The organism is Rhizobium sp. Root1334, from assembly GCF_001426665.1.
Taxonomy (GTDB): Bacteria; Pseudomonadota; Alphaproteobacteria; order Rhizobiales; family Rhizobiaceae; genus Pararhizobium.
Map to the genome: position 1 here is coordinate 901,056 of NZ_LMEY01000001.1, position 14,363 is coordinate 915,418.

Genomic DNA, 14,363 nt, shown 5'->3' on the forward strand with positions numbered 1-14,363 from the left:
CCTCTCATCGGCTATCTCTATGCCCGCCTGCTCTTGCGGCAATCTCTGCGAGCCAACCGATCCCGTCCAGGGGATTCAGAAAAGTCGTACCAGGTGGACCAACCTCCCGAAACACAGGAATATCGGACGCTATGCAGGGGACACCAAGAGCCGCTGCCTCCAACATGGGAATGCCGAGCCCCTCAGCAAAGGACGGAAACAGAAGAGCACTTGCCTGTTGCAACATCGTCTGAACGTCAAAATCCGAAAGGCCGTAAAACACGAAGACCGAGTCCCTAATCGCCTCGCAGCGCTCCAGCATGTCTACTACATTCTCATTTTCCCAGCCGAGTTTTCCGATAATGCACAGACGTGGCGAACCTTCCCGCTGCGCCAATTCACGCCACACCTGCAGCAGAAGAAGGTGGTTTTTTCTGGGCTCGATCGTGCCGAGCACAATGAAGAACGGCCCCCTATTCTCCAGAAACGCTTTCACGTGCGGCGCTAAGGGTCTTTCTAGTGCACGCTGGAAATCCAGTGTCGGCACGACGACGTCCGTCGCTTTCAAAGTCCAGCCGTTCGCCGACGCGAATGCCAAGACACGTCGATGCGTATCCCACGAATTGCTGACGGCGATCACCGGAGCATCCGTCAGTTCTTTCAGAAAATCGAGGAATTGCTGCTTCGTTTCAGGCCGCTGGTATTCCGGATATTCGATGGGAATGAGGTCGTGAATATAAATAAGGCGTTGCATCTTGCGATGCGGATCGAGACGCCGCATCGCTCCTTTGATCTTCCCAACACCCGAATGCGAAGCCACCACATAGGTCGTTTGTTCGGATATTATCTTTCCACTCAGGGGCAGGAAATTCCGAACGAAAGGCTCGTTCTTCAGCCGGAACTTGCTAAGGGGGCTCTCTTTTTCTTTGAGCACGGCATCATCGTTCCAGCCATACCGAAGGTGTTCAAGAACGGCCTCTCCGAAATCCTGCGGCAGAATGCAGACGCCATGGGGGCCGGCATAAACAAAATGACATTTGGCGCCAAATCGCTCGAAAAGGTCCAGACCGATTGCCAGGTCGATACGATCCACGCCTGTGCCGAAGGATTTTCCGTAACTGCGGACAAGCCGCGAAATATCAAAAAGAACACGCGGCGTTTCAATCGAAAGAGGCCGCATAGAAAGACGATACATTTATGCCTACAGGTCCCGACTATTCTCACCCGCGCCAAATGCTGTTCATGGGCGAACAGGACTTTATATCGGGTTGCACCTGCGCCACTTTCGCACATTAAAGCCGTGTGGTATAGGCCGCCGTAACTGAAACGGCGATGGCATCTTCAGGGGAATGTATCTGAAGCCTTTATCGTAAGCCAGTATGGTGAAATTTGTCGCAAGAACTCCTTGATATCATTCGCTCCGAAAAAGCGATCCCCCTGTCGTGGGTTACCACCCGCAAAGATCAGAACTACCTCAACCTGGGCGACGCCCTTTCTCCCGTCATCGTCTCCATGATGTCGGGTTTACCGGTCACTCATACAGCCACGAAGTCGAACACCGTGAGACTGGCGGCAGTCGGCACGATCGGCCATATGTTTGCGGGTGGTAATGTATCCTTCTGGGGAACGGGAACGTCTCCAAGCGCCAATCCCAATCAGTCGGAACAACCGAAGATTCCTTACACCCGGCCCGCCGATACCCGGTTTCACACCTATGCAACACGCGGGCCGTTCAGCCGGCGGATTCTGACGCCTGATGCAACCGGCCCCGCAGTTTATGGCGACCCTTTGTGGCTTCTGCCGCGCTTTCACGAGGCTCCTAAGGAAAAGACCTACGAACTGGGTGTGATTCTGCACCTGTCGGAACTGGCGGACCGGGAGCATGAAGCGCATCCGAAGGCGGATACGCTTCGTCACGGCATTGACAGCGCCGACCGGCAAACAGTGAAGCTGATCAATACGGTAACGCCCGTCTCAATAGAGGGCCTGAGAGAACGGCTCGACGAGATTCTGGCTTGCAAGCGGATCGTCTCGACAAGCCTCCATGGCATGGTGTTCGCCGAATCCTATGGCATTCCCTGCCTTTATTTCTCCCCGAGGTCCAGAACACCGGGATTGGGGCGGATCGACCTGACGCTTGAGGAAGGACTTGACCTCAGATTCGTGGATCTCTACCGTGGCCTCGGGCTGAACCAGCTTGATGTATGGTATCAGCCGCGCAATGAGCAAACGGACTGGGAGACACTGATCCGGACAATTGACCGCGTCTGGGAACAGAAATACCTCGACGAAGATCCGCTCATTGAATCCTTCCCACTTCCTTCATCGTCCATGTTGGAAAAGGGTCCGACGGGCAGCGCATTTGATCACCCCTTGATTCGTGCCGTACCAGTTGGCCGGGAACCCAGCCTTGCCGAACGCGCCAAACGCGGCCCGCTTGCACGGCTTTTCCGGCGGCTGCGATAGAGGGTGTTTGTCTCCATGGGATTAAAAACTGTCAAACGCTTGTTGCGCTTGGAAATTCCTCCGGCGGCAGGAGTGTTCTCCAAGGAACGATCAGGTCGACAAAAAAGGATCCGGTTGTCCTGGGTCTGGTCCACCAAACAGCATCCGGATGCGAACCTCGGCGACGCCCTGAGCGCCGTGATGGTGTCCGCCATGTCGGGGTTGGAAATCAAGCCCGCAGCCTTCAATCATTCTGAAGAGAGAATGGCTGCAGTCGGCACCATAGGCCATGCACAGAGCGGTGGAAAAGTGCATATCTGGGGTACTGGCTTTGATTTGAACCGCGGGCCGACCGGCGCCGTTGGGGCGTATCAGGTACCGGAAGACACCACATTGGTCGTTCACGCTGTGCGGGGAAAGCAGACGGCGATGGGATTGCGCAGGCTTGGCGTGGAAGTGCCCGACATTTTCGGCGACCCCGTCTGGTTCCTGCCACGTCTCTTTCCTTTTACCGATCTCAAGAAAAAATATGAACTGGGCGTCATCGTCCATATTTCCGAACTGGACGAACCCACAGCGCGAGCCACTGTTCGCAAAAATCTCACGCGTTATAATATCCCGCCCGAACTCGCGGAAAATATTAGGATAATCAATACTTATACCGACGCCAACCTGACCGGCATGCGCGACAAGATTGAGGAAATAGTCTCCTGCCGCCGCATTCTTTCCACCAGTCTTCATGGTTTGGTCATTGCTGAGACGTACAACATCCCGTGCGCTTGGTTCTCAACCAACCGGGGCGAGTCCGGCTCTCTGCCGATCGACGGATCACGGGCAATCGATCATCGCATGATCGATTTCTACGGCGGCGCAGAGCGGGATTCGGTGTTGAGCTATCTACATCCGCTTCATGAGGAAACGGACTGGGAAAAGGCAATGGCATTCATCGATACACATTGGCAGCCACTGGATTACTCCGGAGAGGCACTTTTCAATGCGTTTCCCCTGCCTCGCGCGGTCCGCTTCGAGGACAAGGTGTGGCGGTGTCCATCAGAAGTGTTGCAAAAAAACCGTTATTGATCGGTCTTCGTTGATGTTGTGTGTCGCCTTTAACTCAAACCTGTTCTTTCGTCAGGCAATGTCATTGTCTGGACGCTGACGGTGCGATATCCAAGACGCAAATCGAGTTTGAAAATGGGCTTGGATAAGAGCCGGCAGTGCAGGGTTACCATGGGGCATTTGGACAAATTCACCAAAATTTCGTTGATTGCGCTCTGTATTGCATTGTCGTCCTGTACGATGCCAAGTTCGGGTCCGAGCGCGAACAAGATCGCGGCGGAAGCCAAGGAACAGTATGCGCCATACACGCTAATCAATGTGAACTCCAACGTCGTTGCGGCTCTGGATCAGAACTCCGACCAGCAACTCGCGGCGTCACTGGGAAATAACAAGAAGCGGAGCTCGGCGCTGATTGGCGTTGGCGACACGGTGGCGATTTCCATATGGGAAGCATCGCCTGACGGTCTGTTCTCAAGCGGCGCAGGTCGCGGCGGCGGAACGCAGATTCCGGAGCAGCCGGTCTCGGAAGCCGGGACGATCAGTGTCCCATATGCAGGTGTCATCCAAGCAGCAAACAAGACGCCGGACCAAGTAAAGGAACTGGTCGAGCAGGCCCTCGTTCGCATGGCCGTTCAGCCGCAGGTTCTCGTCAGCGTTATAAAGAACGTTTCCAACACGGTCACCGTAACTGGGGAAGTCGCAAACAGCGGGCGAGTCCCCCTCTCCCCGCGCGGCGAGAAACTACTGGACGTCATCGCCATAGCTGGCGGGCCGCGTATGGAATCCCATCAGCTTTCCGTACAGATCACACGAGGCAGACGGACAGAAACCATTCCGATGGAACGCCTCATTTCCGATCCCAGCGAGAATATCTATGTCCAATCGGACGACGTCGTGGCACTCATCCGCCAGCCTCGCAGCTTTACGGTCTTTGGAGCTTCGACCGCCAATGCCTCGGTGCAATTCGACGAATCGCAGCTTTACCTGAACCAGGCACTTGCAAAGGTTGGCGGCCTGAACGACGAACGGGCGAATGCAAAGGGTATCTTTATCTATCGCACGGAATCGACAAAGCTGCTTCGTCGCCTCATGCCGGGAAAGGACTTTTCGTCATACGGCCCGACAGCGAACGTTATCTACCAGGTCGATTTGACCGATCCGAGCGGTTTCTTCCTGTTAAAAGGGTTTACCCTACGTAACCGCGATCTGATTTACATTGCGAATTCGTCGCTTGCCGAAGTGCGCAAATTTGCCACTCTGGTCAGTTCGACGGCGGCACCGATTGCGCAGGCAGCATCTGTCTCGAATACGCTATCCGATCTGAGGGACTAACGCCTGAAAAGGCGTCATCTTAAAGCTGCCTAGTTGTTGTGTTTAGAGCCCCATCGGCTGTGCCGATGGGGCTCCTCGTCTGATGCACTTTTTCGAATTATGAATCCGTGGTATGAGGCCTGCTCGGAGCAGGCTAGGCGCTCAATTCAGGAGATGAAGTTTGAAGGACATGTCCGGGGCGGCAAAGCTCGATAAATCGAAAGCACGCTCGGAGGATACCGGCGCGTTGGTTTTAAGGCTCGACGAAGTGAGGCCAATGCGTCAGCAACCCGGCGCAGCGCCCGTTGTTCTTCCGAAGCAATTTCCACGCAAGACGACCGTAACGTACAAGTCGGCGCGCATAACCGGGATGGTCGCCAAGGCCAAGGGTGGCCTCTCCGCCACCGCGATTTCCTTTTTCCTGATGGTCGTCCTGCCGACGATCATCGGCGCTCTTTATTTTGCCTTTGTCGCGTCTCCCCAATATATGTCCGAGTTCCGTTTCTCTGTTCGCCCGACCGACGGAGCCGCCGCCTCTTCCACGATCGCGGCAGACGCGGCGCTTGCCATGTCGAACAGTTATATCGTCTCCGATTACGCGTTGAGCCGCGATGCAGTCGACGCCCTGGAGAAAAAAATCGGCCTGCAGGAAATTTATTCGAAAGCCAGCATTGATGGCTTTTCCCGCCTCTCCGAAGGAGCGTCTCTCGAACGGCTCGTGGATTATTGGCGCAAACGCGTATCGACGAGCTACGATATCATGACAGGCATCAACGTGATCGAAGTCACGGCTTTTTCGCCAGAGGACGCTCATAAGATTTCCGCCGCTTTGCAAGCACTCTGTGAGCAGCTGGTGAATGATATCTCCGAGAAGGCGCGACAGAGCCAGATGGCCTTTTCCAAGGGTGAGCTCGATCGCGCTGAAGCGCGTCTGAAGGAGGTTCGCCAAAGCGAAACGGAGTTGCGCTCCGGTCAGAAAAGCATCGACATCAGAAAAGAGGCTGAAGGAAAAATCCTTTTGAACAACAAACTGCGCGGCGACCTCGCCGATCTGGAAGGGCAGTATTCGGCACTGTCGAGCTATATGGATCCGACGTCGCCGCGCCTGACGGTCCTCAAGAACCAGATTGCAGCCGCCCGCGAGCAGATCGGAAATCTGAAGACACAGATATCAAGTGGCGATGGCTCGACATCCGGCAACCTGGACGATGCCCAGCGCGTCACAAAGTATGACCAGCTGCAGACCGATGTGGAAATCGCCACGAAACTGTATGAATCGTCTCTCACGAATTACGAACAAGCGCGCATGCGCGCCAACAACAACCAGACCTATCTGGCAACCTATGTCCAGCCGAGCCTGGCGCAGATTGCGTCTTACCCCCGCGTTTTTGTCGATACGTTGCTTGTGTTCCTGTCAGCCATCGGCATCTGGGTAGTATCGACGCTGATCTATTACAGCATCCGCGACCATGCTTGAGCAGGGTGGACTTGAGTTGGGATTGCATCCATGAATTCACTCGCGCTCGGCCTTTCCCGGCAGATGCGGATTGTCAGCGCGCTGACGATCCGAGAGGTCAGGCTGCGTAACAGCAAGCACGCTTTCTCGCAGTTGTTCGACCTGCTTGAGGCCGTCGTCTTCATCGTCGCGCATTTTATCATTTTTAAGTTTCTGGGACGGCATCTCCTTATTGGAGACAGCCTCCTGCTGTTCATCACCACCGGCATTCTTCCCGTTCTGTTCTTCCGAAGCATAAGTATACGAACATCTTCCGCGCTGGAGTCGGCAAAAGCGGTCACTAGCATCCCGTTTATTGAAGCCATCGATTACGCAATTGCACGTGGATTTGTGGAGTTCTTGTCCTTTACGCTGGCTTTCATCGGCTTTTTCGCGCTGATCGCCGCCTTCGACATGTCGCGCTATGCAGTACCCTTCAACCCGGTACCCCTCGTTCAGTTTATAGTTCTGATTTCGTTTTTTGCCTTCGGGATCGGCCTGATCAATTCGTTTTTGATTTTCCTGTTTCCTTTGTGGAAATTCATTTGGGGCATGTTTTCGCGCGTTCAGATTTTCTTCAGTGCGGTATTTTACATCCCGGAATACATGCCACCGCAGATTAAGAATATATTGTCCTACAACCCGATCATGCACTTTGTGGCTTTGTTCCGTACGGCTTTTTACCCGACATACCCAACGCATATGATATCGATGAACTACATGCTCGGTTGGACCTGTGTCGTGATGATACTGGGTCTGGCACTTGAGAGAACGCTTCGAAACCATCGAGCCCATGGCCATTGAACGCTCAACCAAACTGAGATGATCCAGCGACTCCTCCACGAGAGCGACATGCGATTAACATGACCGGCATCCCGTTGCGTTGAAGCGGTTCAGGAAGCCCGCTCCGTTCCGGCTTCATATCGCGGATGAGATACCTATCCAAACGGATAGATGATGCGGCCGATCAACCGAAACCTTGGATTGGACAACTCCCGGAAGAACAGGATCGGATCCTGGCGGAATATCGCCGCGTCATGACTGTTGCCAATTTTGGAGACGATCATTGCCAAGAGCGGTGTTATCAAATGCCTCCAGCCAAGAACGCCATAGGGGCCCCACGCCCGCCACTTGGGACCAGGGGAGTGCCGCGGCAGATCGGGCTCTCTTCTTGTTGCGAAGTACCGAGATATCCCCTCCACCGTTTCCTCAAATGAGAGGCTCTTTCCGCTCTGAGGATCAAAGTATCGTGGATAGAGAAGGTAGGCACCGGCAAACAACGCTTCGATGCTAAGGGCGCGCCCGCGGCGATCATTTGGCTGGCGATCGTCGGTCAGTCCCCAGCCAGCGTAGAACGGGCAGCCATAGACGGTCACCTTCAAACCTCGCAGCAGGGCCTCGAAGCCGGCGAGCGAGGTGATTGTATAGACGTGATCGACTGTTTCGAATGCCTGACTTAGCGAGAGAGGTTGCTTAATTATCTGGCAAAGATGCTGAACATCCTGAGGATCGGATTGGGCAAGACGAACGCGGTTGAGAATATCCGGATGCGGCTTGTAGATAATCTGCGCGCCCGGGTTCTCCCTGGCCGCCAAGCGCACCAGATCGTTGTTCGTCACGGGGGAGAGGCAGCCAAATTGAATGGATGCGTCGTCCTCGACCTGACCAATCACCAGGACGCGCTTTCCAGATTTCGGACCATAGAGGCGATCAAGATCGGCCCTGGCGCCGCTGTTGTATTTACTGACGCCGGTGTCGAGCAGGAACCGGATGCCCGCCGATGCACGCGCCAGAAGCTCCGGCGCGCCATCGAAATCATAGCAGCAAAGCAACCGCTCCAGATCGGATGGTTCGCGGCAATCGAAATAGGCCGTACCCTGGTCAAGTGCGAGGGACAAAGGCGGGGTGCGGCTGGCATTGGCCACGACCGAACGGATGAAGCCGTCTTCAATGTAGAAGACCGGGATATCATGCTCTAGCGCGAAGGACTTGAGCCTCTTTGGCGCCCGCAAGCTCCAGACGAAAATCTGAGGATCGGCCTCACGAAGAATTCGAGCCGCCCAGCCCTCAAAATCGGACTCACGCGCATACATCGGAACGAAAACAAATGCCCGATCGGGAAAATAGCGCTTGAAAAGCTCCTGTTTCCAACCGTGGATATGAAACGCATAGGTCGTAATCATCTTGGGCGGTTGAGACACAGCAGGCACCTCGCCAGCGAACGGTTGCTCAGAATGCAAATTCGCGGGTTGGTGTTGCTCAGACAAGGGCATCTGCTCGCAAGGCCATTTTCCGAACCCATCTCTTCAAAGGAGCAGAATCAATACCATCGAAAGCCAACGGCTGGAAACCCTGCTCACCAAGCCTGCGTCTTCAATTCAGGCGACACCAGCGCGCAACAGATCGTGGATATGGAGTATTCCACTCGGCAGCCCGGCATCGTCCACAAGGAAGAGTACGGTTACCTTCTGTGCCTGCATGATTTCCATGGCAGCGCTTGCTAACGAGCTACCTTTGATAACCCGTGGACTATGTGACATGACCGTATCAACGGTCTCAAGCAGCAGATCGTGTGACATATGGCGGCGCAGGTCACCATCGGTGATCACGCCAACGAGCTTACCTGTGTCGTCGGTGATTCCAACGACCCCAAAACCTTTCGACGACATCTGGATAACCGCGTCGCCCATCGCGCTGCCAAGCGGCAACAGCGGGATCGCATCGCCATCATGCGCCAACTCCTGAACGAGAAGAAGCTGCGAACCGAGCTTGCCACCAGGGTGGAATGTCTTGAAGTCCTGCGCGGAGAACCCGCGCCGCTCAAGAAGAGCAATTGCCAGAGCGTCGCCCACGGCCAACTGCAGCATCGCCGAAGTGGTTGGCGCCAGTCCGTGCGGACACGCTTCCTGCACCTTCGGCAGCGTGATGGCGACGCTGGAGTTGCGCGCCAGCAGGCTTTCGGCATTGGATGTGACCGAGACGACGGGAACATTGAAACGCTTGGCATAGGCCAGCATGTTGCCAAGCTCGACGGTTTCGCCAGACCAAGACAAGAGGATAAGCAGATCCTCGGACGTGATCATGCCGAGGTCGCCGTGGCTGGCCTCTGTCGGATGCACGAAATAGGCGGATGTCCCGGTCGATGCCATGGTTGCAGCGATCTTGCGGCCGATATGGCCACTCTTGCCAACCCCGGAAACGACCACGCGGCCACGGCCCCCTGCGATCAGTTCAACAGCATCAACCAGACTGCGCGAAAGTGCCGGATCGGCGGAAAACTGGGTTGCAAAGGCGCTGATGCCGTCAACCGCCGTCGCGATCGATCGCTTCAGCGATTCAATGACAATACCTTCCAGAGGAGTGTTCATATCGACTTGCCTGAGACCCATAAGTACCGCTCCAAACCACAACGAGGCATCCGGTTATAACCAGAGCGCTCTCAGATCAAACCAAAACGGCCAATTTGCGTTCGTTATTGACAAAACAGGAAAAACCACCAACCCTGGGAAGCGTGGAAGGGTACCTGCGGATCAGCTTGCGCGCTGCGCTATGATTTCGTCTTCCCCGAGGATCATCTGGCCCGGATTGCTGATAAACGCTTCCAGCGTCATCGTATCGAGAATATCAGCGATGGCATCGCGCACCGTTGTCATCGACCGGCGAACTTCACAAGTATCCGGATCGTTGCAATCGTCACAAACTTCGTAAGCCGTACGGCTGGCACAGCGGATCGGCGCCAGTGGGCCGTCCAGCGTTCGCACAACCTGCCCGATGCGGATTTCGGATGCCGGCCGCGACAGCGAATAACCGCCACCAGGCCCCTTTTTCGAGCGCAGGATGCCGGCGTTTCGCAGTTCCAACAGAATAGTATCGAGAAACTTCTTCGGGATATTGTTCCGGCTTGCGATCTCGGTAATGAAGGCTGTCTCGCCCGGATCAAGCCGCGCCAGATCGACCAGCGCCTTCAATCCGTATTTTCCCTTTTTGGTCAGCATCGCAGTTCGCTCTTTGAACAAACAGGCACTGAAACCGCGCCTGTCTGCAGATTGCCATCACATGACCCGGCATACCACATGGGAAGCCGTGCCAATATACCGATTTAGTGAAAAAATGGCCAAACTGCGGTTTCTGCGGAATATTTATGCCTCACGCCGCCGCGTAGGCGGCGGGTGTGACCAAAGATGCCGATACCGGCAGCGGAGAACGCTGCGAAACCATCAACTGGCGAACGGCTGCCCTCGCCTCGTCGGCCGAACGAAAATGCCGTGAGTCGAGATCCCAGACATGGTATTTGACAGCGACGAACTTCAACCGGCCCGCATCCGGAACCACGACACCGACAGCTTCCCCGCCGAATTCTATAACCTGCTTGCTCATGGGATAATGCTCCTGCCGCGCCTTGGCGCGGATCATTCAAATCGTGCAACATTCAAGGAAAAGACTGCGTAGAATTCACATTCGCCAGAAGGTGCGAATGCAAAGGTCTTTCGTTGTGCGACAATGGGAATGTTTGCCGCGGAAAGTGGCTATGCGGGCATTGTCAGACATGGCTCTCTCCTTCGGCAAAGGCCCGGCGGGATGCTCCCGGGCGTGTTACAGGTCTCCGCTCTGGCTCCTGCCATCAGCGAATAACCACAAAATATGGTAGACCACAAATTTAGTCAATTAAATTTGTCTACCTGCGAAAAATAATACTACTTCATTCGTCATTCCAGCCAAACGAAGCAAGGCTTGTTCATGATCCGGGACATCGTAGAATGAAAATCTAGTTTTCGTAGAAATCCGAATCGCGTTCACCGCCATTATGTAGGCTCTCCATGAGACGAAAAAAGGGCAGCCGAAGCTGCCCTTTTGATTTTTTCCATTGAGAGACCGATCAGCTCTTGGCGAGCTCGGTTCCCGGTGCGCGGGTCGCCTCGCGGTCCTTCCACCAACGGCTGAGGAACAGAAGGATCGGGCCACCGATATAGATCGACGAAGTTGTCGCAACGACGACGCCGAACACCATCGGCCAGGCGAAAGGCTTCACCGGATCGCCACCCCAGATCGCCATCGGCAACAGCGACGCGAGAATAGCGACAGAGGTAAAGATGCATCGCATCACCACCTGGTTGATAGACAGGTCGATCAGGTCGGTAAACGGCATCGTCTTGTACTTACGCAGGTTCTCACGCATACGGTCATAGACGACGACCTTGTCGTTGACCGAGTAACCAATCAGCGTCAGCACCGCCGCAATAGCCGTCAGGTTGAAGTCGATCTGCGTCAGCGCAAAGAAACCGATCATCTTCGTAATGTCGAGGATAAGGGTAACGATTGCACCCACCGCGAAATGCCACTCGAAGCGCCACCAGATATAGAACAGGATCGCCACCATCGCGAGGCCGACGGCGAGGAAGCCCGAACGCGCCAATTCCGCACTGATGGTCGGCCCGACCACTTCGGTACGCTCGAAAGCAGCACCCGGGATGGCCTCAGCGACGGCACCCTTGATGGCGTTCAGAGCAACCGTCTGCTCCGCCTCACCGCCCGGCTGACGCTGGACGCGGATCAGAACCGACTTGCCCTGATCGAAATCCTGCAGCGCCACTTCACCAATGTTCAATTCCTCGAGCTTGGGCCGCAATGCGCCAAGGTCGAGCTGCGTCTGCGAGGTTGCCTCGACTTGAATACCACCGACGAAGTCGATGCCGTAGTTGAGGCCAGGCGTGAAGAACAGCACGACAGAGCTGGTCGACAGGAACGCCGACATGCCGATCGCAACGTAACGGCCGCGCATGAACGAGAAAGTCGGGATCGCAGGAACCTTGCCGAAGATCGAATGGATCTCGATCTTCTTTAGCTTCTGACGCACAACCATCTGGTACATCATCAGGCGTACGACGGTGATCGAGGTGAACATCGAGATGACGATACCGATCATCATGGTGATGGCGAAGCCGCGGACCGGGCCAGTGCCGAACATGAAGAGCAGGATGGTGCCAACCAGCGTCGTCACGTTGCCGTCAACGATTGTGGCAAATGCCTTGTTGAAACCGACATCGAGGGCCTTCATCGCACCCGCGCCAGCCGCCGTCTCCTCACGGATACGGGCGTTGATGAGAATATTGGCATCGACGGCCATCCCGATACCCAGAATGATACCGGCAATACCGGGAAGCGTCAGCGTCGAACCCAGCATGCCGAGCACGGCGATCGTCAATACGGTGTGCAGGACGAGGCCGATATTGGCGATCACACCCCAGGATGTGTAGAGCACCAGCATCATAACGACGACGGCGGCAAAGCCGGCAAGACCGGTATAGACACCCATGCGGATGGAGTCGGAACCGAGATTTGGACCGACGGAGCGTTCTTCGATGATGGTCAACGGGGCCGGCAGGGCGCCGGAGCGCAGCAGTGCCGAAAGGACAGTTGCTTCCTGTGCGGTGAAGTTACCGCTGATCTGGCCCTGGCCGCCAGGGATCGGTTCGTTGATGCGCGGCGCTGTCAGAACCTTGCCGTCGAGAACGATGGCGAAAGGCAAGCCGACATTATCGCGGGTGATTTCGGCAAACTGACGTGCACCCTGGCTGTCAAACGTGAAGGAAACGATTGGTTCGTTGGTCTGCTGGTTAAAGCCGGCCTTGGCGTCTGCGAGACGTTCGCCGGAAATCGCAACCCGGCTTTCGACAGCGTATTTCGCGCCATCATTGGTGCCCGGCAGGATGTCAACGCCGCGCGGCGGTGTCGTGGTGTTCGGGTCGACCGACGTGTCGACCATATGGAAGCTCATCTGCGCGGTCGAGCCAAGCAGCTGGCGCAAGCGTGTCGGGTCCTGCAGGCCCGGCAACTGGACGAGAATACGGTCGGAACCAACACGCTGGATCAGCGGTTCGGCAACGCCGACTTGGTCGACGCGGCGGCGGATGATTTCAAGGCTCTGATCTACAGCCGCCGTCATACGCTCGCTGAGACCGGCCTCTGTCAGCTTGATGGTGATCGTATCGTCAGCCGTCGTGACGTCGATATCGGAGGTTGCCGTACCGAAGCCGAGCGTACCCGCCGGAACGGCAAGTTCCTGGATCTTCGGCATGATCTTGTCGCGATCGGCCTGATCGGGGATCTTGACGGCGATGGAATCACCGGCAATGCGAGCCGAGGATGTTGGAAGCCGTTCGGTGCGAAGCGCACCGCGGATATCGTCGAGCAGCGTGTTAAGACGCGCTTGCCGCAGGCCGGCCGCATCGACCTCCAGAACCAGATGGGAGCCGCCCTTCAGGTCAAGGCCGAGCGTAACCGGCTTGACCGGCAGGAAAGAAGCATATTGCTGCTGGACCGAGGCCGGCAGTACGTTGGGCAGCGCCGCGAGTATCCCAAAAAGGGTAACCGCGACATAGGCCAGAATGGCCCATTTCGAAGTGCGCATGTTGAGGTTCCATTATAGTCCGCGTTCCTCAGGCAATGCCCAGGACAGCGGATGTGATGCGTAAAGGAAATGTTGCGCTGACGCGCTAGGACTGCCCGCAAGGACAGTTATCAGACGTTGGACGCAGGTGGTCCACGTACACGAACAATACCGCCAGGCGCGGCGGTGAGAACAGCTTCCGAAAAAGCTGCAAGGGACATGCTGCCGTAAAGGACAGTAGCAACCAAAACCGGTGCCGGAAGCAGCAATGGCCCCGGCCCACCCGGCGAGGCTTTGCCATCGGCCCTGTCAGCGGTAAAGCGCAGATCTGCAACGGGAAAAGCCCGTACGATGTGACGCGAAAGGGCGGTATCGGACGTGCCGCTTTCCGGAATGGAGAAATTCCCGGCGCCTTGCTGCGTGGCAAACCGCGACGAAAAACCTTGCGCCGAAGCAACGAACTGCATGGCAATGGCAGCTGCCAGAATCCACAGCACGGCAAAAAGCTTGCCTGCCTGGCTCCTGTCGATGCTGTTGCCGTTCATGCCCATCGAGGACATTGTCCTTCCCGTTGGCGTGCCATTTTCACAGCAGGTCGCCGAATTGCACGCCGATTCACCGTGCAAGCGGGCCTAAAAACCATCGCCCGGCGCCAAAGTCAAATCTTACCATCAGTCACGTCCGTTG

General features: G+C 55.9%; 12 protein-coding genes. 5 read left to right on the top strand and 7 right to left on the bottom strand.

All coding sequences use genetic code 11. The annotated features are described in order from the left end of the window. Nucleotides 1-4 precede the first annotated feature (4 nt). The gene (locus ASD36_RS04340) at nt 5-1,174 is read right to left on the bottom strand and encodes a glycosyltransferase family 1 protein (RefSeq protein ID WP_060500487.1); all 1,170 of its coding nucleotides are present in this window, start codon (nt 1,172-1,174) and stop codon (nt 5-7) included. A 194-nt stretch (nt 1,175-1,368) separates the two neighbouring features. Between ASD36_RS04340 and ASD36_RS04345 the strand changes: the two genes are divergently transcribed. The 5 genes from ASD36_RS04345 to ASD36_RS04365 all read left to right on the top strand — a co-directional run bounded on the left by ASD36_RS04345 (nt 1,369) and on the right by ASD36_RS04365 (nt 7,093). After that, nucleotides 1,369-2,445 carry a polysaccharide pyruvyl transferase family protein gene (locus tag ASD36_RS04345; RefSeq protein WP_060500489.1) on the top strand — a complete coding sequence of 359 codons (1,077 nt, stop codon included), beginning with the start codon at nt 1,369-1,371 and terminating at the stop codon, nt 2,443-2,445. A gap of 15 nt (nt 2,446-2,460) precedes the next feature. Next, a complete protein-coding gene (locus ASD36_RS04350) occupies nt 2,461-3,504 on the top strand; it encodes a polysaccharide pyruvyl transferase family protein (RefSeq protein WP_082511886.1) in 1,044 nt (347 codons plus the stop codon). Between the two features lie 150 nt (nt 3,505-3,654). Continuing rightward, on the top strand, nt 3,655-4,815 hold the full coding sequence (locus tag ASD36_RS04355; protein ID WP_060500493.1) for a polysaccharide biosynthesis/export family protein: 1,161 nt from the start codon (nt 3,655-3,657) through the stop codon (nt 4,813-4,815). 160 nt (nt 4,816-4,975) lie between these two features. Beyond that, nucleotides 4,976-6,271 (top strand): hypothetical protein, encoded by a 1,296-nt coding sequence (locus ASD36_RS04360; RefSeq protein ID WP_060500496.1) that lies wholly within the window; start codon nt 4,976-4,978, stop codon nt 6,269-6,271. 30 nt (nt 6,272-6,301) lie between these two features. After that, nucleotides 6,302-7,093 carry an ABC transporter permease gene (locus ASD36_RS04365; protein WP_060500498.1) on the top strand — a complete coding sequence of 264 codons (792 nt, stop codon included), beginning with the start codon at nt 6,302-6,304 and terminating at the stop codon, nt 7,091-7,093. 134 nt (nt 7,094-7,227) lie between these two features. Here the strand turns inward: ASD36_RS04365 and ASD36_RS04370 are convergent, their stop codons facing one another. The 6 genes from ASD36_RS04370 to ASD36_RS04395 form a co-directional block, all read right to left on the bottom strand. Continuing rightward, entirely contained in the window at nt 7,228-8,472 is a 1,245-nt protein-coding gene (locus ASD36_RS04370; protein ID WP_244481809.1) for a capsular polysaccharide biosynthesis protein, read from the bottom strand. A gap of 195 nt (nt 8,473-8,667) precedes the next feature. Next, nucleotides 8,668-9,657 (bottom strand): KpsF/GutQ family sugar-phosphate isomerase, encoded by a 990-nt coding sequence (locus tag ASD36_RS04375; protein ID WP_060500500.1) that lies wholly within the window; start codon nt 9,655-9,657, stop codon nt 8,668-8,670. 162 nt (nt 9,658-9,819) lie between these two features. Next, nucleotides 9,820-10,284 carry an Rrf2 family transcriptional regulator gene (locus tag ASD36_RS04380; RefSeq protein WP_060500504.1) on the bottom strand — a complete coding sequence of 155 codons (465 nt, stop codon included), beginning with the start codon at nt 10,282-10,284 and terminating at the stop codon, nt 9,820-9,822. A 151-nt stretch (nt 10,285-10,435) separates the two neighbouring features. Beyond that, a complete protein-coding gene (locus ASD36_RS04385; protein ID WP_060501359.1) occupies nt 10,436-10,666 on the bottom strand; it encodes a hypothetical protein in 231 nt (76 codons plus the stop codon). Nucleotides 10,667-11,165: 499 nt separating this feature from the next. After that, nucleotides 11,166-13,697, bottom strand: coding sequence for a protein translocase subunit SecD (secD, locus tag ASD36_RS04390; RefSeq protein ID WP_060500505.1), 2,532 nt, complete (start codon nt 13,695-13,697; stop codon nt 11,166-11,168). Nucleotides 13,698-13,807: 110 nt separating this feature from the next. After that, entirely contained in the window at nt 13,808-14,236 is a 429-nt protein-coding gene (locus ASD36_RS04395) for a hypothetical protein (RefSeq protein ID WP_060508760.1), read from the bottom strand. Between the last annotated feature and the right edge of the window lie 127 nt (nt 14,237-14,363).

Excerpts from the sequence above, each read along its gene's own strand:
- ASD36_RS04380 (WP_060500504.1), bottom strand. The coding sequence starts at position 10,284 with ATGCTGACCAAAAAGGGAAAATACGGATTGAAGGCGCTGGTCGATCTG.
- ASD36_RS04370 (WP_244481809.1), bottom strand. The coding sequence starts at position 8,472 with ATGATTACGACCTATGCGTTTCATATCCACGGTTGGAAACAGGAGCTT.
- ASD36_RS04340 (WP_060500487.1), bottom strand. The coding sequence starts at position 1,174 with ATGTATCGTCTTTCTATGCGGCCTCTTTCGATTGAAACGCCGCGTGTT.
- secD (WP_060500505.1), bottom strand. The coding sequence starts at position 13,697 with ATGCGCACTTCGAAATGGGCCATTCTGGCCTATGTCGCGGTTACCCTT.
- ASD36_RS04375 (WP_060500500.1), bottom strand. The coding sequence starts at position 9,657 with ATGAACACTCCTCTGGAAGGTATTGTCATTGAATCGCTGAAGCGATCG.
- ASD36_RS04395 (WP_060508760.1), bottom strand. The coding sequence starts at position 14,236 with ATGTCCTCGATGGGCATGAACGGCAACAGCATCGACAGGAGCCAGGCA.
- ASD36_RS04365 (WP_060500498.1), top strand. The coding sequence starts at position 6,302 with ATGAATTCACTCGCGCTCGGCCTTTCCCGGCAGATGCGGATTGTCAGC.
- ASD36_RS04355 (WP_060500493.1), top strand. The coding sequence starts at position 3,655 with ATGGGGCATTTGGACAAATTCACCAAAATTTCGTTGATTGCGCTCTGT.
- ASD36_RS04385 (WP_060501359.1), bottom strand. The coding sequence starts at position 10,666 with ATGAGCAAGCAGGTTATAGAATTCGGCGGGGAAGCTGTCGGTGTCGTG.
- ASD36_RS04350 (WP_082511886.1), top strand. The coding sequence starts at position 2,461 with ATGGGATTAAAAACTGTCAAACGCTTGTTGCGCTTGGAAATTCCTCCG.